This window comes from Pseudomonas sp. LG1D9 (assembly GCF_002949995.1).
Lineage (GTDB): Bacteria > Pseudomonadota > Gammaproteobacteria > Pseudomonadales > Pseudomonadaceae > Aquipseudomonas > Aquipseudomonas proteolytica.
On the sequence record NZ_CP026881.1, the window covers coordinates 1,725,809 to 1,745,900 of the forward strand.

18 protein-coding genes are annotated in these 20,092 nt (G+C 60.2%); 14 read left to right on the forward strand and 4 right to left on the reverse strand.

What is annotated here, in order from left to right:
- The first annotated feature begins 182 nt into the window (after nucleotides 1-182).
- From C5F71_RS08265 to glyA, 13 genes are all read left to right on the forward strand, one after another.
- The gene (locus C5F71_RS08265; RefSeq protein ID WP_235860932.1) at nucleotides 183-785 is read left to right on the forward strand and encodes a GntR family transcriptional regulator; all 603 of its coding nucleotides are present in this window, start codon (nucleotides 183-185) and stop codon (nucleotides 783-785) included.
- A 34-nt stretch (nucleotides 786-819) separates the two neighbouring features.
- Entirely contained in the window at nucleotides 820-1,812 is a 993-nt protein-coding gene (locus C5F71_RS08270) for a trans-aconitate 2-methyltransferase (protein WP_029292095.1), read from the forward strand.
- Between the two features lie 65 nt (nucleotides 1,813-1,877).
- Nucleotides 1,878-2,678 (forward strand): hypothetical protein, encoded by an 801-nt coding sequence (locus C5F71_RS08275; protein ID WP_070994153.1) that lies wholly within the window; start codon nucleotides 1,878-1,880, stop codon nucleotides 2,676-2,678.
- Nucleotides 2,679-2,735: 57 nt separating this feature from the next.
- Nucleotides 2,736-2,966, forward strand: coding sequence for an acyl carrier protein (locus C5F71_RS08280; protein ID WP_029292099.1), 231 nt, complete (start codon nucleotides 2,736-2,738; stop codon nucleotides 2,964-2,966).
- Nucleotides 2,967-2,977: 11 nt separating this feature from the next.
- Nucleotides 2,978-3,826 (forward strand): alpha/beta fold hydrolase, encoded by an 849-nt coding sequence (locus tag C5F71_RS08285; protein WP_104910944.1) that lies wholly within the window; start codon nucleotides 2,978-2,980, stop codon nucleotides 3,824-3,826.
- Nucleotides 3,823-5,598 (forward strand): non-ribosomal peptide synthetase, encoded by a 1,776-nt coding sequence (locus C5F71_RS08290; protein ID WP_104910945.1) that lies wholly within the window; start codon nucleotides 3,823-3,825, stop codon nucleotides 5,596-5,598. Before C5F71_RS08285 ends, C5F71_RS08290 begins: the two co-directional genes overlap by 4 nt.
- A gap of 8 nt (nucleotides 5,599-5,606) precedes the next feature.
- The gene (locus C5F71_RS08295; protein WP_070994156.1) at nucleotides 5,607-6,533 is read left to right on the forward strand and encodes a chlorinating enzyme; all 927 of its coding nucleotides are present in this window, start codon (nucleotides 5,607-5,609) and stop codon (nucleotides 6,531-6,533) included.
- A gap of 12 nt (nucleotides 6,534-6,545) precedes the next feature.
- Entirely contained in the window at nucleotides 6,546-6,968 is a 423-nt protein-coding gene (locus C5F71_RS08300) for a VOC family protein (RefSeq protein WP_070994157.1), read from the forward strand.
- Between the two features lie 10 nt (nucleotides 6,969-6,978).
- A complete protein-coding gene (locus tag C5F71_RS08305) occupies nucleotides 6,979-7,743 on the forward strand; it encodes a thioesterase II family protein (protein ID WP_092230526.1) in 765 nt (254 codons plus the stop codon).
- Between the two features lie 5 nt (nucleotides 7,744-7,748).
- Nucleotides 7,749-8,387 (forward strand): alanyl-tRNA editing protein, encoded by a 639-nt coding sequence (locus C5F71_RS08310; protein WP_092230529.1) that lies wholly within the window; start codon nucleotides 7,749-7,751, stop codon nucleotides 8,385-8,387.
- Between the two features lie 37 nt (nucleotides 8,388-8,424).
- The gene (locus C5F71_RS08315) at nucleotides 8,425-9,036 is read left to right on the forward strand and encodes a LysE family translocator (RefSeq protein WP_104910946.1); all 612 of its coding nucleotides are present in this window, start codon (nucleotides 8,425-8,427) and stop codon (nucleotides 9,034-9,036) included.
- 115 nt (nucleotides 9,037-9,151) lie between these two features.
- Complete coding sequence (locus C5F71_RS08320; RefSeq protein ID WP_104910947.1) at nucleotides 9,152-13,003, forward strand: bifunctional diguanylate cyclase/phosphodiesterase; 3,852 nt, start codon at nucleotides 9,152-9,154, stop codon at nucleotides 13,001-13,003.
- Nucleotides 13,004-13,233: 230 nt separating this feature from the next.
- Nucleotides 13,234-14,487, forward strand: coding sequence for a serine hydroxymethyltransferase (glyA, locus tag C5F71_RS08325; protein WP_104910948.1), 1,254 nt, complete (start codon nucleotides 13,234-13,236; stop codon nucleotides 14,485-14,487).
- A gap of 188 nt (nucleotides 14,488-14,675) precedes the next feature.
- Here the strand turns inward: glyA and yjiA are convergent, their stop codons facing one another.
- The 3 genes from yjiA to C5F71_RS08345 all read right to left on the reverse strand — a co-directional run bounded on the left by yjiA (nucleotide 14,676) and on the right by C5F71_RS08345 (nucleotide 18,065).
- Complete coding sequence (gene yjiA / locus C5F71_RS08330; RefSeq protein ID WP_104910949.1) at nucleotides 14,676-15,635, reverse strand: GTPase; 960 nt, start codon at nucleotides 15,633-15,635, stop codon at nucleotides 14,676-14,678.
- Nucleotides 15,636-15,785: 150 nt separating this feature from the next.
- On the reverse strand, nucleotides 15,786-15,983 hold the full coding sequence (locus C5F71_RS08340; RefSeq protein WP_029292120.1) for a YbdD/YjiX family protein: 198 nt from the start codon (nucleotides 15,981-15,983) through the stop codon (nucleotides 15,786-15,788).
- Nucleotides 15,984-15,998: 15 nt separating this feature from the next.
- Complete coding sequence (locus tag C5F71_RS08345; RefSeq protein WP_029292122.1) at nucleotides 15,999-18,065, reverse strand: carbon starvation CstA family protein; 2,067 nt, start codon at nucleotides 18,063-18,065, stop codon at nucleotides 15,999-16,001.
- 173 nt (nucleotides 18,066-18,238) lie between these two features.
- Between C5F71_RS08345 and C5F71_RS08350 the strand changes: the two genes are divergently transcribed.
- Nucleotides 18,239-18,607, forward strand: coding sequence for a PilZ domain-containing protein (locus tag C5F71_RS08350; RefSeq protein ID WP_104910950.1), 369 nt, complete (start codon nucleotides 18,239-18,241; stop codon nucleotides 18,605-18,607).
- 89 nt (nucleotides 18,608-18,696) lie between these two features.
- On the opposite strand, the gene radA is transcribed toward C5F71_RS08350, so the two are convergent.
- Nucleotides 18,697-20,064: a DNA repair protein RadA gene (gene radA / locus C5F71_RS08355; RefSeq protein WP_029292126.1), complete on the reverse strand. Its 1,368-nt coding sequence runs from the start codon at nucleotides 20,062-20,064 to the stop codon at nucleotides 18,697-18,699.
- Nucleotides 20,065-20,092: the final 28 nt, after the last annotated feature.

Genomic DNA, 20,092 nt, shown 5'->3' on the forward strand with positions numbered 1-20,092 from the left:
TTGTCGACTTTTCGAGCCGTGACAGGAACAAACTTGCACAATCGAAAATACGATGCTAAACCAATATCCAATGGATATTGGTTGCTTCGTCTGAATAGTAGTGAGTAGTAGATTTGAAAAGCAAACGGCTTAGTGACCTGGGTGAGATTCAACACAGAACAGCAAGCGAGCAGATTGAACAGGTGCTGAAGCAGGCAATCCTGGAGGGCCGGCTCCCTCCCGGAGAGGTGTTGCGCCAAGAGGAGCTGGCGCAGACCTTCAACGTCAGTCGCATGCCGGTTCGAGAAGCGCTGAAGAAACTGGAGGCACAGGCGCTAGTGGATTTCGTGCCTTACAAAGGCGCGATCGTGACGCAGATATCGAAGGCCGATGGCCTTGATAACTACGCGATCCGCCTGGCACTGGAACCGGCCGCCATACGGCAGTCGATTCCCTACTTGACCCACGAAGATCTGCAGATGGCCAGGGACTTGATCCAGCAGATGAATGACGAAACGGAAATGGACCAACTGGGGGTGCTGAACAAGCGTTTTCACATGTGCCTCTACGGGAAGACGCCCCATGCCAAGTTCTTGCAACTGGTCGAGAAACAACTGTCCGTGGAGGATCGTTACCTGCGCTTTCACTTGTCTGCCATGGGCCGTGAGCACATGTCACAGGACGAACACCTGGCGATGGTCGAGGCCGCCACCCACCAGGATCTGGACCGCGCCGAGGAGTTGGTGCGCAAGCACTTGATAAAGGCCGCTATTGCACTGGAAAACTTTTTCGACCGCAAAACTTAAAAGTGAGTGCTTACCGCACAACAAGGAGGTAGTCGTGGTAGAGGTCATTTCAGCAACCGCCGTGGATTCGGCGCAGAACCTGGCTGGAAAGTCGATTTTCCTGGAAATGGGCGCACGTTTGGGCGTTGTCGAGCTGCTGTTGCAAGCAGAGCCCTTCGATGCGCAACAGGTCGTAGACCTGAGCGGCGCCAAGCACCATTTCGTCGTGTCCTACCTCAACGCGCTATGCAAGCTGGGGCTGGCCGCGCCTGGCCCTGACCCCGAAAGCTACAAGGGCACCGCCGAACTGCCAGCGGCGGTGAACAACTGCGGCTACCTGCTGTGGGCCTTGCAGTCCTGCGCGCCGTTGATCGAACACCCTGTGCAGTTCGCCAATGATATGCAGGGTGCTATCGACACCTACGTACGCAATGGTGAGCACGTGGCCAGGACGTCCAAATGGATGGGGGCGACCGACTTTTATCCCCATGCCGAAAAGGAAATCCTGCAAGCCAACCCGCAAAAAATCATTGATTTCGGCTCAGGCACTTGCGGCCTGCTGATCCGCCTGCTTGAGCAACTGCCACAGGCCACGGCAATTGGCATAGACCTGAGTGCCAGCGCTTGCCAGAAAGCCCGGGAAATCATTGAAGGCAAAGGCCTGAGCCAGCGGATCCAGGTGATTCATGCACCGGTTGAAAGCCTTATCAACGATCCGGCCTTGCTCAAGGACGTCGATGTCATTCACGCAGGCTTCGTGTTCCATGACCTGAACCCGACGCAAAGCCAGGTTCTGCCGCGCCTGCTGGCGGCCATCAAGGGCGCATCCCCCCGCGCCAAACTGGTGATTGCGGACGCCATCCCCGACGACACGCCTTGGCAAAACAACGCCTATTCGCTGGCGTTCACGTTTTTACATACCCACTTCATGGATCGACGGTTTCCTTCTGAGCAAGGCTGGCGAGCGCTGCTCGAACAGGCTGGGTTCATGGACGTGACCATCAGTAAACCCGGCCTGTCGGGCAGTCGCCTGATTGTCGGTCACTAAAGCACCACCCTTCCTTTAAAGCAGTAAGGAACCCTATGTCGTAACCAATCCTTGGGAGATCGATCATGCGTATAGAAACCCTTGTGGACCGTGTCAAAACCCATCGCTGCTACAGCCACCCCATCTTCCACAACTGGGCCCGGGTCAACCCCGGAACCGAAGCTATCGGCGCCTTGTTCCACCATATACGCAGCTTTTGCGATGCCACCCGCCCGGGCTGGAACCTGCCTGAAGGCCTGAAGCAGATCGGCCTGCCCACCGAAAGCCATCTGCTGCAGGAAATCGTCGACAGCGAGGAAAACCATGGCCCGGAACTGGCGATGATGGCCGGGCATATCATCAACCGTTCAGTGCCGGGCAAGGCGTTGTTCGACGACCTGTCCGACCAGGCCCATATCGAGTCCATGCTCAAGCGTTGCTCCGACGAGTTGCTCGGCCAACTGCCAGGTTACGACTTTGCCACCGGCCTGATGCCGCAAACCAAAAAAGCCATCCACACCTTTGAAGCACGCAAATCGACGGCGCCCCAGGATGTGTACAAAAGCCTGGGCACCGCGCTGGCCCTGGAGATCATCTCCAATCGCCAACTGATACCCGGAGAAAAAGCCTGCCTGATTGACAGCGGCCTGTACCGCGCCAGCTTCGACGAGCCGGCCATGCACTACCTGCTGGAGCACTACGGTGAAACCGGCGCCGAATGCCAGCACGAACAGAATGCCATCGAAGCCGTAGGGTCAGTCCTCAGCGCCGAGAACAGCACGGCAATCGTCCAGGGCGCCGATGATTTCCTCAATAACCTGGAAGCGTTATGGGACTTGCTGGACGCCACTCTCCTCCAGGCCGAGGGTAGCCGCGCAGCGGCCTGAAGCGTACCGACGGGCCGGGCGACCGGCCCCTTTCACCGACCAAACCACAGGTGAACCATGAACCTACAAGCACTCGACACCCTCTTCGAAGAGTTCTTCCGCAGGCCCGTCGCCAATGCCGAGGACATATTCGACCTGGGCGCGAACTCCTTGACGGCCATTCAATTGATCGGCCGGGTCAATGAGGCGTTTGGCGCGAATATCAACATGGAGCAGTTTTTCCTCAAGCCGTGCAAACAAACCATCATCGATCAGTTGCAGCCGGCAACGGCGGCCCATTACGCCTGATGAGGTACGCCATGCACAGCCTGTTCCCCTTGACCCTGAACCTGCCGCGCGCCGGCAAGGTGATCTGTGTACAGAGCCTGCCAATTGATCCGGCCCGGGAGACCTTGCTGCTGTTATCGCCAGTCGGCACGCAGTGTTTCTACATGAAGAACGCCGCATTGTTTTTCATCAGCCGCTTCAATGTGATCATTCTGGAAAGTGACGCACTGCTGTCCTATGCCTCCACAGCGCAACTGACACCGAGCGCGGGGGTCAGCGATTTTTTCACGCAGCTGCGCACTGCGCTGCCTGAGGGCGTATGCCTGGATGCTCTGGTGGGTTACTGCTCTTCCGCACCTTTGGCGCTGTTGGCCGCGACCCAGGGTGCCTGCCGCAAATTGCTATTGCTCAACGGCGCCTACTTTCTCAGGGGCGATGAAATTGCCAAGAGCCAGTATGAACGCGACGTCGAACGCATGATGCAATCGATCGCGCAGGGGAACTGGGCCCAAGTGTATGAAGCCGTCAGCCTGATCCACACCGCGTGCAGCTATACCCCCAGCGACTACCGCTACCAACAGGTCCGGCCTTTGCGCGAGCTACAGGCCTTTCACCAATACCTGACCTTCCTCAACCACTTGGCGAGCCTGGAAGTGGCGAGCACCGCCCAGGCCGTCAAGACACCCACCCTGGTCTGGTGTGGCAGCAACGATCGCTACACCGACACTGCGTCTTCAAAATACGTGGCGCAGTGGCTGCCTGACTGCCAACTGATCGAAGACCCGGCCGGACATCATCACGACTTTGTCGACGGCCATGAACAGCTGTACCAGGCCATGAGCTGTTTTCTGACCCGCGACACAGCGCAGGCCAGCCGATGAACGCACATAATCGGTCCACGACCCGGGTGTTTCGCAAGTTCCAATCGATTTGCACGGTGACGCCCGATGCGGTCGCGGTTGTCGCTGAAGACGCGTCGATTACCTATCAACAGTTGCATGAGCGAGTACTGGGGCTGTGCGAGCAATTGACCCCGCGGGGCCTGGCCGATACCCCATGCCTGCCACTGGTCGCCAATCGTTGCCTGGACTATCTGGTGACGCTGCTGGCTTGCGCCAAGCTGGGGCTGGCCTATGTTGCCATCGATCCCGGCACCCCCGCCAAGCGCATCGTCGCGCAGCTTGATCAACTGGGCTGCAACCATGTTTTGCTGCTCGACCAGCCCGAAGCAGTCAATTTAGATCCACGCCTGACCCACTTGCGTCTTGACGAAAGCGGCGCCCTTAGCGCCCAAGGTCCAGCCTTTCGCCGGCCCACCCGGCCGTATCCAATGGACATCGATCCGCTCACGGTGATGTTCACCTCCGGCACCACTGGCGTCCCCAAAGGCGTGCTGATTGGCCAGGATGGGCTGCTGAACCTGGTGGAGAACGTACAGCGGCAAGTTCAAGGCCTGGCGCGCAACTATGTTCATCACTCCTCGATCGGCTTTGACGCCGCGTTGTTTGAGGTCTGGGTCCCTTTGCTGACAGGTGCCTGCGTCACCTTGCACAAACCCGCTTTCAATATCGAGACCCTTTGCGAGGCGGTGCAAAAAGCCCGGTGCGACGTGCTGCTGTTGACCACCTCGCTGTTTCATCTGGTGGCGCAGCACCGCCTGCACATGCTCGCCGCAGTGCGGGTGCTGTACGTCGGTGGCGAAGTACTCAAGCCGGTGCATGCCCGGGCGCTGCTGGCGGCCAACCCAGGCATCACCCTCATCAACGGCTACGGCCCGACCGAGAACACCGTGTTTTCCACCTGGCATAGCCTGGGCACACTCAAGGATGCCCAGGCGCAGGTCATCCCGATTGGCCATCTGCTCAGCCAGGTTTACGCCAAAGTCGTCGATGCCGACCTTCGAGAGGTCACACCCGGCACGTCCGGCGAGTTGCTCCTCGGCGGACGAAACCTGGCCCTCGGCTATCTGGACGTCGAACTGACCCGCAAGCGTTTCCTGCGCCTGCCAGAAGGTATCTATTACCGTACCGGCGACTATGTGATCGAGGACGAACATGGGGTTTTCCGCTATCAGGGCCGCATCGACGAACAGGTCAAGATCCACGGCTACCGCGTCGAGCTCGCCGAGGTCGAACAGGGGCTGATGCAGTTACCGGGCATCGCCCAAGCGGTGGTGCTGGCCCGCGCCATGAATCCTCTGGAAAGCTGCCTGCATGCCTTCATTGTGTTCCAGCATGGCTGGCCGGATACCGACGAAGGCAAGTTACTGAGCCTGCTATCCAGCCGGCTTCCCCCCTATATGCTGCCATCGCGCATCCATCGGTTGTTCGAACTGCCGGTGACGGCCAATGGCAAGGTGGATAAACGCGCGCTGCAATCACTGGCGGACGAACAGGCCGCTCATATTGCGCCCCACCCTGCAGGCTCCGCGGTGCTGGAAGCCTGGTCCAGCATCCTGGGCACCCGCGACTTGCAGCCTGAAAACTCCATTTATACCTATGGCGCCTCGTCCCTGAGCGTCGTCATGGCCCACACGCAAATCAACCAGACCCTTGGCAGAAAAACCCCATTCGATGAAGTCGCCCGGCTGAACACCTTGCAGGAATGGGTGCAGTACTACGTAGCGCATGAAAACCTCAGTAACCTCTCTTAGGAGCCGACATGGATATCACTGACTTTTCGTTGACGGAACAGGAGCATCAGCAATTCGACCGGGACGGCTTTATCGGGCCCTTCACGCTCTACGAGCCTGAAGAAATGATGCAACTGCATAAAACCGTACGGGCGCAATTGTTCAACCGTACGCACGCGCCCTATGACGCGCCCCTGGATGTGGCGATCACCAATTACGACCGGCACCTGGACGTTGAATTGCTGACCCGTCATGTCTTTCGCAAAGAGATCGTGCACCGCCTCAAAAGCATCCTGGGCCCGGACGTAATCTGCTGGCGCAGCGAGTTCATTCCCAAATATCCCGGCAATGAAGGCACCGATTGGCACCAGGCGGACACGTTCGGCCATGCCTCCGGGGAACCCCAACTGGTCTGGCCCGAGGATGAAGCATTCGGCGGCGCCATCAACGTGTGGACCGGTTTTACCGACGCCACCCCGGAAAACGGCTGCATGCTGTTTATTCCAGGCACCCACAAAAAAATGAACTACGACGAGTCCATCGGCATGACGTTCGACCCGGTCGCCAATAAAGATGTGGTCAAGGGCCAATACGCCCGCGGCTTCAACGGCTACGACTACAGCACCCTGCAAAAAGACAAATCCTGGCAACCGGACGAAGCCGCAGCGGTGCCGATCGTGATGAAAGCCGGGCAGTTTGTGATCTTCCGCTCGATGCTGATGCACTCCTCGCTGCCCAACTCGACGTCGGACAAAACCCGCCTGGGGTATGTGGCGCGCTATGTTCCAGGGCGGGTGAAGGTCTACCCCGGCACCGACTATGTGAAAGAGTTTGGGGGCGAGTATCGCCTGGACAAATTCGGCGTGGTGCAAGTTGCCGGGACCTGTACCGACCAGCAAAACCGCGTGGCGAACAGGAGCCTCAGTGGCCTGGACCTCAAGCCTCTGGCCAGTTGACAAGGATCGCCCATGGAACAGCCCTCGTACCTGGCGATCGACCATATCGCCTACGCCACCCGATCCACGGAAAAAACCTCAGCGTTCTTCAAGACCCTGGGGTTCGAGGTGCTGTTTCATCGGCAACCGATCGAGACCTTTGGCGTATTCATCACCAAATTGCGTTCTCCGGCGGGTGAGATCGTCGAAGTGGTCGAACCCTTTCGCGCCGACAGCGTGGTCAGCCGGCTGCTGGTGGACGTGGAGGCGTGTATCTATCACGTGGCCTTCAAGGTCGGTGACCTGCACACCACCCAGGCGTCACTGGCAAAAATCGGGGGGGTGACCGTGACCAATGCCATGACGATCCCCTATCCCGCCACACCAGAACACCGTTCACTGACGACGTCACACATGTTTCATCCGGCGGTAGGCCTGTTCGAGATCACTGGATGAGAGGGACGCCATGAACCACACAACCCTGGCGCAGCCCCGCTGGCTCGCACCGTTCCACACAGGGCACGCCGCCGTCCAGCGACGCATATTGCTGTGCTTCCCCTATGGCGGTGGAGGCATGGCGCCGTTCCTCGGGTTGAACGCCTTACACAGCATCGACATCGCGGCCTGGGGGGTCAGGCTGCCTGGACGTGAGGAACGTATCCAGGAGGCGCCAGCGCTCAGTGTCGAGCAAATGATCAATGCCATAGTCACCGAGCTGCAAGCGCTGACACTTCCGTTTGCCTTCTATGGCCACAGCTTCGGCGCCGGCCTGGCACTGGATATCGCCCATGCCCTGGCCGAACGGGGCCACCCTTTACCCACCCACCTGCTTCTTTCCGGGCGCATGCCGCCCCATACCGGCTATTCCCCGTTACTGGGAGCGATGAACGATCAGCAGCTATGGGCGCACATCCGAGCGCAAAGCACCCTGCCGTTGCCACCGGACCCTGCGTGCAGTTTCGCCCGTACCGCCGTGAAGAAACTCAAGGCCGACCTGGCGCTCAACCAACAACTGACCTACCGCTTCCTGCGACCCTTGCCGGTCCCCCTGCATACCCTCAATGGCTATGACGACCCGTTGATCGACCCCCATCGCCTCGACGAGTGGGGTTGCTACACCAGTGCCACCTTTCAGAGCCAGTGCGTACCAGGCGGGCACTTTTTTTTCGAAGACGACTTTCCACGCTTTTACTCGTTTTTTTTAACCGCCCTCAGTGAACAAGGCAGCTAAGTCATATGGAACGCGCATTCTGGAGCACCCCTTACCTTTCGACCCTGGACGCTCGTGTGCTGAGTATCGAGGGGCGTAACGTGGAGATCAGCCCGACGATTTTTTTTGCCGAGTCGGGCGGCCAGGAGTCTGATCACGGTACGATCAACCGCATTGAGGTCAGCCAGGCCACGGTGGCAGGTGAGCGGATCATCTATGCCCTGGCCCAGGACCCGGACTTTGCCGTTGGCGACCAGGTCAACGTAACGATCGACTGGCCTCGGCGCTACGCATTGATGCGGTTACACTTCGCCGCGGAAATCGTGCTGGAACTGTTCTACAAGAAATTCCCCGACCTGCAGAAAATCGGCGCCCACATAGGCCAGACCAAGGCGCGGATCGACTTTACCCTGGCAGAGAATGTCAGCCAGTACTTTCCCGAAATCCTGCAGGAAGTCGAAACGCTGGTCGCGGCCGATCTGCCCATTGAAAGCCGCTTCACCGACACCGCGCGCTTGCGCCGCTGCTGGCACATCGACGGGTTTTCCCAAGTGCCCTGTGGCGGTACGCACCTGAACACCACTGGCGAAATCGGCAAGATCCGCCTCAAGCGCAATAACATCGGGGCGCAAAAAGAGCGTGTCGAAATCTACCTGCTGGACTAACCGCCCTACCCCCTGACTGTCCTGGGAGACAGCCTTCATGCTCAACGTCATGTCTGCACTTGGGTTGCTGCTATTAATGCCGGGGCCGACCAATACCCTGTTATTGCGCTCTGGGGTGCTTTCTGGTTTCAAGCGGGCCTGGACCTTGAGCTTGTTGGAATGCCTGGCTTACCTGCTGCAGATTTCATTTTGGGGCTACCTGCTCAGCCATATGGGTGCCAGCGCGCCCTGGTGCCTGAAAGTGATGCAGTTTGTCTCGATCTGTTACCTGGCCAAGACCTCGTACTGCCTGTGGCGCGAGCCCACCGTCGGCCTGCCCGCTATACCGGGCGCGCGGGTATCGCGCCGGCAATTCTTTTTGCTGACGCTGATCAACCCCAAGGGCTTGCTGGTGGTGTCGTTCATCGTGCCCGTGCAAACCTTTGCCGATACCGCCTTGTATGGGCAGTTCGTCATGCAATTCACCGCGGTAGTGATCCCGGTAGGCTGCGCCTGGGTGCTCTTCGGTGCGCGTATCAAGCGCAGCGGGCATGCCTGGTTGACCCCGCAAAACATAAACCGCACGGCGTCTGTGGTTATTAGTTGCTTTGCACTGGCAATTCTATTCAAACTGGCGGATGCGTTGATCCGTACCGGCCCGGCCTTATAGTCCTGCCAGGCGGCGCTGGCACTTTGCCACAACTCAAGGCATGCTAGCCGCCCTTCGGGCGTCCGGCTTATAGTGCACGTCGCGCGCCAGTACAGCCAAACCGCAGGATCACAGCTTGACCAACGTAACAAAGCCAAGCCCGTTGCGCGCAGCCCATATTGCGCCGGGCGCCCCCCTGCACGGAACCCTCAAGGGCGCGTTGGCGACGCTGGTCCTGTTGCTGCTCGCGCTATTGTTCTGGCAACTGCTGGACCAATTGCAGCAAAACCAGAAGAACCAGCAGCAATACACCATCAATTACAGCGCCGACCTGGCCGAACAGATCAGCCTGAACATGGCCCTGAGCGCGCAAATCGCCCTCAACCTGCTGCCGATTGTCGAGCCCCCACGCAACGAAGAACAGCACCAGGCCTTGGTGCGCAGCTTGCAACGCTCGCTGCCGGAACTACGCAGCGTCGCCCTGCTCGCCCCCAGCGGCGCGATCATCAGTGACACCGCCGACAACAGCCAGGACGGTGCCTGGCTCGAAGAACTGGTCAAGCGCAGCCATGCCCAGTCCTATTACCTGAGCAACAACAGCGACGGCTCCGTCATCTACTTGCTGCTGCACCAACCCAGTGGCGGCGCAAAAATGTACTGGGCGTTGCGCCTGGCCCCCAATTACCTGGCCAACCTGACGCGCCAGGACGGCCAGGGGCCGCGCCCGATGTGGGCGATTGAAAACCAGTTGAACCATCGGATTGTCAGTCGCGACAGCGGCATGCCCAGCCAATGGTCGTCCGGGCTGACCCCGGAAGAACTGAATAAAACCGTACTGGTCACCCCCTTGAGCAAAAGCGACTGGCAACTGCGCGGCCTGTTCGACCGCGCCGCCGTGCTGGAGCAACTGCTGCCGGCGTTTATCGGCAAGTGCCTGCTGGGCCTGGCCTTTTCGCTGATCCCGGTGCTAGTGCTGCTGAACATGCGCCGCCGCCAGCGCCAGGTCAACGAAGGCCGGCGCCGCTATCAGGATATCTTCGACGGCACCGGCGTGGCCTTGTGCGTGCTCGACCTGTCGGGCCTGCGGGGGTTCTTCGACAAGGCCCAGTTGCACACCCGCGAGCAGTTGCAGGACTGGCTGCAAAACAGCCCCGAGCAACGCCAGCATCTGCTCAAGGAACTGCGTATCACTGAAGTCAACCAGGTGGCGGTGCGCCTGCTGAATGTGGCGTCCTGCGAACAGGCCTGGGACCGTTTGATCGACGGTTGCGCGCTGAACACCAGCGCCATTGGCTACCAAGTGCTGGAAGCCGTGCTGACCCAGCAAAAACAGCTGGAGCTGGAGATTCAACTCAGCGACATCGACGGCAACGACCAGTACCTGTGGCTGGTGATGCGCCTGCCGGAAGCACAGCACGACTATAAGGCAGTGATCCTCAGCATCAGCGATATCACCAGCCGCAAACTGATCGAACTGTCGCTGGTGGAGCGCGAAGGGTTCTGGTCGGACGTGGTGCGTACCGTGCCGGATCACCTGTATGTGCAGGATGTGATCAGCCAGCGGATGATCTTCAGCAACCACCACCTGGGCCATACCCTGGGCTACAACCGGCACGAACTGCAACAGATGGGCGAGTACTTCTGGGAGATCCTGTTGCACCCCGAAGACGCCGAGTACTACCACGAACTGCGCCAGCAACAGCGCGCCGCCGGGTACCTGGCACAGTTGCAGTGCCAGCTGCGCTTTAGGCACCGCAACAACCAGTGGCGGCGCTTCGAGATCCGCGAACAGGCCCTGGCCCGGGACAAGACCGACCAGGTCACGCGGATCATCGGCGTGGCCAAGGACATCACCGACCAGATCGAAGCCAGCGAGTCCCTGCGCGACAGCGAGCAGCGCTACCGGATGTTGGCCGAAAGCATCAGCGACGTGATTTTCTCCACCGACAGCAAGCTGGCCCTCAACTATGTCAGCCCGTCGGTGAATGCAGTGCTGGGCTATGAAGTCGACTGGATCTTCAAGAACGGCTGGCAATCGACCATCGCCAACCCGCAACAACTGACCGGCATCTACACCCTGGTAGAACGTGTCAGCCGCTCCCTCGACCAGCCCGAAGCCCTGGCCCTGCTGCGCGATGACGTGCAGACCCAACTGTTCCTGTTCGACTGCCTGCGGGCCGATGGGCGCAAGGTGCCGATCGAGCTGCGCCTGGTGCTGGTGTGGGACGAGCACGGCGCGTTCGAAGGCATCCTCGGCGTGGGTCGCGATATCAGCCAGCAACGCCGCGCCGAGAAAGACCTGCGCATGGCGGCCACGGTATTCGAGCATTCCACCTCGGCAATCCTGATCACCGACCCGGCCGGCTACATCGTGCAGGCCAACGAAGCGTTCAGCCGGGTCAGCGGTTATGCGGTGGCCGACGTCCTCGACCAGTTGCCGAACATGCTCACCGTCGACGAACAGCAGGAAGCGCACCTGCGCTACGTGCTCAAGCAGTTGCACCAGCACAGCACCTGGGAAGGCGAAGTGTGGCTCAAGCGCCGCAGCGGCGAACATTACCCGGCCTGGGTCGGCATTACCGCAGTACTCGATGATGAAGGCGACCTGGCCAGTTATGTGTGCTTCTTCAGTGATATCAGCGAGCGCAAGGCCAGCGAACAACGCATCCACCGCCTGGCCTACTACGACGCCCTGACCCACCTGCCCAACCGCACCCTGTTCCAGGATCGCCTGCACACCGCGTTGCAGTCGGCCGAACGGCAGAAGTCGTGGGTGGTGCTGATGTTCCTCGACCTCGACCGTTTCAAGCCGATCAACGACTCCCTGGGGCACGCCGCCGGCGATCGCATGCTCAAGGAAATGGCCACCCGCCTGCTCGGCTGTGTGGCCGAAGACGACACCGTGGCGCGCATGGGCGGTGACGAGTTCACCTTGCTCCTGCAACCGCGGGTCAGCCGCGAAATGGCGCTGAACCGGGCTATTCATGTGGCCGAGCAGATCCTCGCCAGCCTGGTGAAGCCGTTTGTGCTCGAAGGCCGCGAGTTTTTTGTCACCGCCAGCATCGGTATCGCCCTGAGCCCTCAGGACGGCAACGAATTGAGCCAACTGATGAAAAACGCCGACACGGCGATGTACCACGCCAAGGAGCGCGGCAAGAACAACTTCCAGTTCTACCAGGCCGACATGAACGCCAGCGCCCTGGAGCGCCTGGAACTGGAGAGCGACCTGCGCCATGCCTTGGACCAGAACGAATTCGTGCTGTACTACCAACCGCAGTTCAGTGGCGATGGCAAACGCTTGACCGGCGCCGAAGCCCTGCTGCGCTGGCGCCACCCACGGCGCGGGCTGGTGCCGCCGGGGGATTTCATCCCGGTACTGGAAGAATTGGGCCTGGTGGTGGATGTGGGCGACTGGGTGATCGACGAGGCCTGCCGCCAACTCAAGACCTGGCACCAGAACAAGGTGCGGGTACCCAAGGTTTCGGTGAACATTTCGGCCCGGCAGTTCTCGGACGGGCAGTTGGGTACGCGGATCGCTACCATCCTCAAGGAAACCGGGCTGCCGCCGGCGTGCCTGGAACTGGAGCTGACCGAAAGTATCCTGATGCGCGAGGTCAACGAGGCCCTGCAGATCCTTGCCAGCCTGAAAAACCTTGGCCTGAGCATCGCGGTGGACGACTTCGGCACCGGTTACTCATCGCTCAACTACCTCAAGCAATTCCCCATCGACGTGCTCAAGATCGACCGCACCTTCGTCGACGGCCTGCCGTCCGGCGAGCAGGACGCGCAGATCGCCCGCGCAATCATCGCCATGGCCCACAGCCTGAACCTGGCGGTGATCGCCGAAGGCGTGGAAACCCATGAGCAACTGGACTTCCTGCGCGAGCATGGCTGTGACGAGGTACAGGGCTATCTGTTTGGGCGGCCGATGCCGGCCAATCGGTTTGAGGCGCAGTTCTGTAATGATGCGCTGTTCATGTTTGACTGAAGTTTTGCGGTGAGGCTGATGGCCTCTTCGCGAGCAAGCCCGCTCCCACATTTGAATGTGTTCGCAAATCAAAATGTGGGAGCGGGCTTGCTCGCGAAGGAGCCCTCAAATACGCCATCCATCTCTGGATGAGCGCCACTTGTCCGCGACATGATGTCCTTTCATATGCCATCTAAAACCCATTGGGTTAGAATGCCCCTCTTTTCTGCCCCCGATCCTTGAGGACCGCCATGTTCAGCCGTGATTTGACTATTGCCAAGTACGACGCCGATCTCTTTGCCGCCATGGAGCAAGAAGCTGTGCGCCAAGAAGAGCACATTGAGCTGATCGCTTCGGAAAACTACACCAGCCCTGCGGTGATGGAGGCTCAAGGTTCGGTTCTGACCAACAAGTACGCCGAAGGCTACCCAGGCAAGCGCTACTACGGCGGTTGCGAGTTCGTCGACGTGGTTGAGCAACTGGCCATCGACCGTGCCAAGGAACTGTTCGGCGCCGATTACGCCAACGTCCAGCCACACGCCGGCTCCCAAGCCAACGCGGCCGTTTACCTGGCCCTGCTGCAAGGCGGCGACACCATCCTGGGCATGAGCCTGGCCCACGGCGGTCACCTGACCCACGGCGCCAGCGTTTCGTCCTCCGGCAAGCTGTACAACGCTGTGCAGTACGGCATCGACGGCAATGGCCTGATCGACTACGACGAAGTCGAGCGCCTGGCGGTCGAGCACAAGCCAAAAATGATCGTGGCCGGTTTCTCTGCCTACTCGCAGATCCTCGACTTCCCACGCTTCCGTGAAATCGCCGACAAGGTTGGCGCCTACCTGTTCGTCGACATGGCCCACGTGGCCGGTCTGGTCGCCGCTGGCGTCTACCCGAACCCAGTGCCTTACGCTGACGTCGTGACCACCACGACCCACAAGACCCTGCGCGGTCCACGTGGTGGCCTGATCCTGGCGCGCGCCAACGCCGAGATCGAGAAGAAGCTCAACTCCGCGGTATTCCCGGGCGCCCAGGGTGGCCCGCTGGAGCACGTGATCGCCGCTAAAGCGATCTGCTTCAAGGAAGCGTTGCAGCCTGAGTTCAAGACTTACCAGCAACAAGTGGTGAAAAACGCCCAGGCCATGGCCAGTGTGTTCATCGAGCGCGGTTTTGACGTGGTTTCCGGCGGTACTGAAAACCACCTGTTCCTGCTGTCGCTGATCAAGCAGGACATCTCCGGTAAAGATGCTGACGCTGCCCTGGGCAAAGCCTTCATCACCGTGAACAAGAACTCGGTACCGAACGACCCACGTTCGCCGTTCGTCACCTCGGGCCTGCGCTTCGGCACCCCGGCCGTGACCACTCGTGGCTTCAAGGAAGCAGAGTGCAAGGAACTGGCTGGCTGGATCTGCGACATCCTGGCAGACCTGTCCAACGAAACCGTGATCGACGCGGTACGTGAGAAGGTCAAGGCCATCTGCAAGAAGCTGCCGGTGTACGGCGCTTGATTGCAGTTGCTTGAATGAAAAGCCCGGCTCTTGAGCCGGGCTTTTTTATGCCGATTTGAGTTTGGAATGCAGATCAAAAGGTGGGAGCGGGCTTGCTCGCGAAGGCAGTGTATCAGTCGGCACATGCATCAACTGACAGGTCGCCTTCGCGAGCAAGCCCGCTCCCACATTTTTGACTGTATTTCAGGTCAGGGTTGGTAGACCCGCTGGAAGCCCGCGCGAATCTTCTCTTCGGGCAATTCGTCGGCAATAAACACAATCACACTCTCCCGCGCCTCGCCCTCGGCCCATTCGGTATCCCAATCGAAACCGTAGAGCTTGAGCACGCCCTGGAACACCATGCGCCGGTCTTCCCCGGCGATGTTCAGCACGCCCTTGTAGCGCAGCAGTTGCTTGCCGTGCTCCTCCAGCAGCTCGTTCATGAACTCACTGAGGCGGTCGATATCCAGCGGCTGGTCGGTGCGCAATACCAGGCTGGAGATACGGTCGATGGACGGTGCCTGGCTGACCGGGCGCAAGGTCATGCCGGCGTTGAGGTTGAAGCCACGCACGTCCAGCAACTCGGCGAGGTCAATCTTGCCGTGCTCCACCACCCGGATCGGCGCACGGCGGTTGATGCGGGTCAGGCGCTCGCAGAGGGCGTCGAAGCTGGCGTCGTCCACCAGGTCACGCTTGCTCACCAACAGGCGGTCGGCAAAGCCGATCTGCGCCTGGGCGATGGTCTGGCTCAGGTGGTGTTCGGCGTGGGCCGCGTCCACCAGGGTGATGATGCCGTCGAGGATGTAACGCTCGCGCAGTTCTTCATCGATGAAAAAAGTCTGGGCCACCGGCGCCGGGTCGGCCAGGCCGGTGCACTCGATCACCAGGCGGTCGAAGGCGATCTCGCCGCTGTCCAGGCGTTCGAGCAGCAGGTACAGGGCTTTGGTCAGGTCGGTGTGGATGGTGCAGCACACGCAGCCGTTGGACAGGGTCATGACTTGCACCGGCTCATCGCCCAGCAACTGGGTGTCGATACCGGCGTCGCTGAATTCGTTTTCGATCACGGCGATTTTCAAGCCGTGTTCGGCCTTGAGCAGATGACGCAACAAGGTGGTCTTGCCAGCGCCGAGGAAGCCGCTGAGGACGGTGACGGGGATGGGAGAGGACAAAAATATTCTCCTTGAGGAAACTTAAAACAAATGTGGGAGCGGGCTTGCCCGCGATTGCGATCTCACATTCAACATCGCTGCTGACTGACAGTCCGCCATCGCGGGCAAGCCCGCTCCCACAAGGGATCACATAGGCCCAAGCCTATGGGTTCAACAGCACTTGGGCCCGCCCTTGCCGCCGTAACGGGCTTCCTGGCGTTCCCGGAAGAACGCCTTGTAGTCCATCATCGGCTTGTCCGGGTGCTTGGTTTGCATATGCTCGACGTAGGTGTCGTAGTCGGGCATGCCGACCATCAGGCGCGCGGCCTGACCGAGGTATTTACCGAGGCGACCAATGTCATTGAACATGTTTGCAACCCTCTATCACGCGTCCGGCATGGCTTGGAATGGCGCTTCTTTATCCGTACGTTCCTTGGTACCCCAGGCGGCTACGCCGACTTTGATCGCATAGAACAAGATGCTGAAGACCACGAACAGGAACAGTACCGTCAGCGTCGCGTTGGTGTAGGCGTTCCAGATCACGTGCTGCATCTGGTCGATGTTCTTCGCCGGGGCAAGGATCTGGCCGTTGGCCAACGCATCGCTGTACTTCTTGGCCAGCGACAGGAAGCCGATTGCCGGGTTGGCGTCGAACAGCTTGATAAAGCCTGCGGTGGTGGTGCAGATCAGCAGCCAGACAGCCGGCAGCAGCGTGACCCAGATGTAGCGCTGGCGCTTCATTTTGATCAGCACAACAGTGGCGAGCATCAGCGCGATACCGGCCAGCATCTGGTTGGAGATGCCGAACAGCGGCCACAAGGTGTTGATGCCACCCAGCGGATCGATCACGCCTTGGTACAGCAAGTAACCCCACATCGCCACACAGCCTGCGGTCGCGATCAGGTTGGCGGTCCAGGACTCGGTGCGCTTGAGCGCCGGGACGAAGGAGCCGAGCAGGTCCTGGAGCATGAAGCGACCGGCACGGGTACCGGCGTCAACTGCAGTCAGGATGAACAGCGCTTCGAACAGGATCGCAAAGTGGTACCAGAATGCCATGGTGTTTTCACCCGGCAGGACACTGTGCAGGATCTGCGCGATACCGACCGCCAGGGTTGGCGCACCGCCGGCACGGGCCAGGATGGTGGTTTCACCGATATCGTTGGCCACTGCCTGCAGCGCTTCCGGGGTAATTGCAAAGCCCCAGCTGCTGACGGTCTGGGCAACGGTCACCACATCAGTGCCGACAATCGCCGCAGGGCTGTTCATGGCGAAGTACACGCCTGGCTCGATCACCGAAGCGGCAACCATGGCCATGATGGCGACGAACGACTCCATCAACATGCCGCCATAGCCGATGTAGCGCGAGTGGGCCTCATTGGCCAACAACTTGGGCGTGGTGCCCGAGGAGATCAGCGCATGGAAGCCGGACACCGCACCACAGGCGATGGTGATGAACAGGAACGGGAACAGGCCGCCCTTCCACACCGGGCCAGTGCCATCGATAAACTGGGTCAGCGCAGGCATTTTCAGGTCAGGCATGGTGACCAGAATGCCGATCGCCAGGGCGATGATCGTGCCGATTTTCAGGAACGTCGACAGGTAGTCACGGGGAGCCAGGATCAGCCACACCGGCAATACCGCCGCCACGAAGCCGTAGCCGACCAGCATCCAGGTGATCTGGATCCCGGTGAAGGTGAAGGCCTTGGCCCAGACCGGATCAGCGGCAATCTGCCCGCCCAGCCAGATCGAACCCAGCAGCAACAGCACGCCGATGATCGAGATCTCGCCAATGCGGCCCGGCCGGATGTAGCGCATGTACACGCCCATGAACATCGCAATCGGGATGGTCGCCATCACCGTGAAGATGCCCCACGGGCTTTCGGCCAGGGCCTTGACCACGATCAGCGACAACACCGCGAGGATGATGATCATGATCAGGAAGCAGCCAAACAGCGCGATGGTCCCGGGAATGCGGCCCATCTCTTCGCGAACCATATCCCCCAGGGAGCGGCCGTTGCGACGGGTGGACAGGAACAGGATCATGAAGTCCTGCACCGCACCCGCCAGCACCACGCCGGCAATCAGCCACAGGGTACCTGGCAGGTAGCCCATCTGCGCGGCCAAGACCGGGCCGACCAAAGGCCCTGCACCGGCAATGGCGGCGAAGTGGTGACCGAACAGGATATGTTTGTTGGTCGGCACATAGTCCAGACCGTCGTTGTTGATCACTGCGGGGGTGGCCCGCCGTGGATCGAGTTGCATCACATTATTTGCAATGAACAGGCTGTAGTAACGATAAGCCACCAGATAGATGGCGACTGCCGCGACTACAATCCACAAGGCGTTGATCGCCTCGCCGCGACGCAAAGCCACTACGCCCAGGGCGCACGCTCCTACGATTGCCAGCAACAGCCAGGGTAGATGGCGGAGCAGGCTATTATTATTTTTCATTTTTTTATTCCAGCCAGGTTGGACAGAAAGACAGCCATCCGGAGTTTAGCGCGCTGTGCCCTAAAGACCAGCCCCCTACGTTGGTCTAGAGCCTTGCCGGGGCGAAAAAAACAGAAATAAATGCCCGATAATGGCGCAAGGCTACAATCCCTGTACCTACAGAGGGTTTCACCATGAGCGACCAGCCGTCAGATCGCCGCCGTTTTCGGCGGATTGCCTTCGATGCCAGGACCGAACTCAAGCAGAACGGCCAGCAATGGCCGGTGCAACTGGTGGATTTATCGCTCAAGGGGCTGCTGGTGCAAAAGCCCGCGCCGTGGTTGGCCAAGGGTGATGAGCCGTTTGACGTGGACATTCACCTGGACGCCCGGACCGACGTCAGCATGCAGGTGCGGCTGACCCATGATGACCAGGGGCAACTGGGGTTTGTCTGTGAGCATATCGATCTAGACTCGATCAGCCATTTGCGCAGGTTGATCGAGCTGAATCTGGGGGATGAGGAGGAGTTGCATCGGGAGCTGGGCGAGTTGCTGAACATCTGACCTTTGCCGGCGATGGCGGCGTGTCAGTCAGGGATGTAGCGACTGATTCGACGTCATCGCTGGCAAGCCAGCACCTACAGGGTTTTGGGTTATTCGAACAAGGCGTCCAGGGCCTGTTCCAGACGCGTCACCGCAATCACCTGCAACCCCGGTGGCGCCTCCTTCGGTGCATTGCCCTTGGGCACGATGGCACGCTTGAAGCCATGCTTGGCCGCTTCCTTCAGACGCTCCTGGCCGCTGGGCACCGGACGCACTTCGCCCGACAAGCCCACCTCACCAAATACCAGCAGGTCATGGGGCAACGGCCGATTGCGCAGGCTGGACATCACCGCCGCCATCAACGCCAGGTCCGACGCGGTTTCCAGCACCTTTACACCGCCGACCACGTTGAGGAACACGTCCTGGTCATGGGTCGGGATCCCGCCGTGGCGATGCAGCACCGCCAGCAGCATCGCCAGGCGGTTCTGATCCAGGCCCAGGGTCACGCGGCGCGGGTTGGCCAGGTGGCTGTCGTCCACCAGGGCCTGGACTTCCACCAGCATCGGCCGGGTGCCCTCCCACGTTGCCATTACCACGCTGCCCGGTACTTCTTCCTGGGCGCGGGTCAGAAAGATCGCCGAGGGGTTGGAGACTTCTTTGAGCCCCCGGTCCGTCATGGCGAACACCCCCAGCTCGTTGACCGCACCAAAACGGTTTTTCACCGCGCGCAACAGGCGCAGACGCCCATCGGACTCGCCCTCGAAATACAGCACCGTATCGACCATATGCTCCAGCACCCGCGGGCCGGCCAACGCGCCTTCCTTGGTGACATGACCCACCAGGAAAATCGCCGTACCGCTTTGCTTGGCATAGCGCACCAGCAACGCCGCGCTTTCCCGCACCTGGGACACCCCACCCGGCGCCGATTGCAGCTGCTCGGTGAAGATCGTCTGGATCGAGTCGATCACCATCACCTTGGGTTTTTCCACACGGGCGGTGGCGATGATGCTTTCGATACAGGTCTCGGTCATGACCCGCAACTGGTCCTGGGGCAGGCCCAGGCGACGGGCGCGCATGGCCACTTGCTGCTGGGATTCTTCGCCGGTGACATACAAGGCCGGCATGCGGCTGGCGATGCTGCACAGGGTTTGCAGGAGGATGGTCGATTTGCCGATCCCCGGATCGCCGCCGATCAACACCACCGAGCCGTCCACCAGGCCGCCACCGAGCACCCGGTCAAGCTCGCCGGAAGCAGTAGAAAAGCGCGGGATTTCTTCGACGCTGACTTCAGCCAGGGTCTTGATCTGGGCTTGCTGGCCGGTCCAGCCTGCGCGACCGGTGGGCGCTGCGGCGCCGCCACTTTCGATCATGGTTTCAGTGAGGGTGTTCCACGCCCCGCATTCGCCACACTGGCCCGCCCATTTGGGAAAGGTCGCGCCGCACTCCGTGCAGCCGTACATGCGCTTGGCCTTTGCCATCTGAGAACCTCCAACCGAAAAACCGCGA

Bases quoted from the DNA above. Each gene is read 5' to 3' on its own strand.
- C5F71_RS08275 (WP_070994153.1), top strand. From the start codon at position 1,878: ATGCGTATAGAAACCCTTGTGGACCGTGTCAAAACCCATCGCTGCTAC.
- C5F71_RS08280 (WP_029292099.1), top strand. From the start codon at position 2,736: ATGAACCTACAAGCACTCGACACCCTCTTCGAAGAGTTCTTCCGCAGG.
- C5F71_RS08285 (WP_104910944.1), top strand. From the start codon at position 2,978: ATGCACAGCCTGTTCCCCTTGACCCTGAACCTGCCGCGCGCCGGCAAG.
- C5F71_RS08290 (WP_104910945.1), top strand. From the start codon at position 3,823: ATGAACGCACATAATCGGTCCACGACCCGGGTGTTTCGCAAGTTCCAA.
- C5F71_RS08295 (WP_070994156.1), top strand. From the start codon at position 5,607: ATGGATATCACTGACTTTTCGTTGACGGAACAGGAGCATCAGCAATTC.
- C5F71_RS08300 (WP_070994157.1), top strand. From the start codon at position 6,546: ATGGAACAGCCCTCGTACCTGGCGATCGACCATATCGCCTACGCCACC.
- C5F71_RS08305 (WP_092230526.1), top strand. From the start codon at position 6,979: ATGAACCACACAACCCTGGCGCAGCCCCGCTGGCTCGCACCGTTCCAC.
- C5F71_RS08310 (WP_092230529.1), top strand. From the start codon at position 7,749: ATGGAACGCGCATTCTGGAGCACCCCTTACCTTTCGACCCTGGACGCT.
- C5F71_RS08315 (WP_104910946.1), top strand. From the start codon at position 8,425: ATGCTCAACGTCATGTCTGCACTTGGGTTGCTGCTATTAATGCCGGGG.
- glyA (WP_104910948.1), top strand. From the start codon at position 13,234: ATGTTCAGCCGTGATTTGACTATTGCCAAGTACGACGCCGATCTCTTT.
- C5F71_RS08340 (WP_029292120.1), bottom strand. From the start codon at position 15,983: ATGTTCAATGACATTGGTCGCCTCGGTAAATACCTCGGTCAGGCCGCG.
- C5F71_RS08345 (WP_029292122.1), bottom strand. From the start codon at position 18,065: ATGAAAAATAATAATAGCCTGCTCCGCCATCTACCCTGGCTGTTGCTG.
- C5F71_RS08350 (WP_104910950.1), top strand. From the start codon at position 18,239: ATGAGCGACCAGCCGTCAGATCGCCGCCGTTTTCGGCGGATTGCCTTC.
- radA (WP_029292126.1), bottom strand. From the start codon at position 20,064: ATGGCAAAGGCCAAGCGCATGTACGGCTGCACGGAGTGCGGCGCGACC.